Raw genomic sequence first — 228 nt, 5'->3', positions numbered from 1 at the left:
AGTATCTGCAGCGCAAGGACAAGCCGTTTGTTTATATCGATACCCATGCAGCGGCTGGTGTTTATTTGCTGGAATCAGTCGAAGCGATAAAAAATGAAGAATATCGCACTGGAATTGGCCGCTTGGCGGCAGCCGACTGGCCTGAGCTGGGTGCTTATCTGGACGCGGTCGGTCAGTGCCAGCAAGCCGCAGAAGAACCTGTCTATCCGGGTTCTCCCTGGTTTGGGC

1 protein-coding gene is annotated in these 228 nt (G+C 53.9%); it reads left to right on the top strand.

Annotated features, from left to right (window positions below):
• Nucleotides 1–228, top strand: a 228-nt coding sequence (gene rlmJ / locus Q4563_RS23435) for a 23S rRNA (adenine(2030)-N(6))-methyltransferase RlmJ (RefSeq protein ID WP_303606255.1), incomplete at both ends; no start/stop codon positions are given.

The organism is Gilvimarinus sp. 1_MG-2023 (assembly GCF_030548285.1).
The sequence above is the reverse complement of the archived record's forward strand: the minus strand, read 5'-3'. Positions and strand labels throughout refer to the sequence as shown.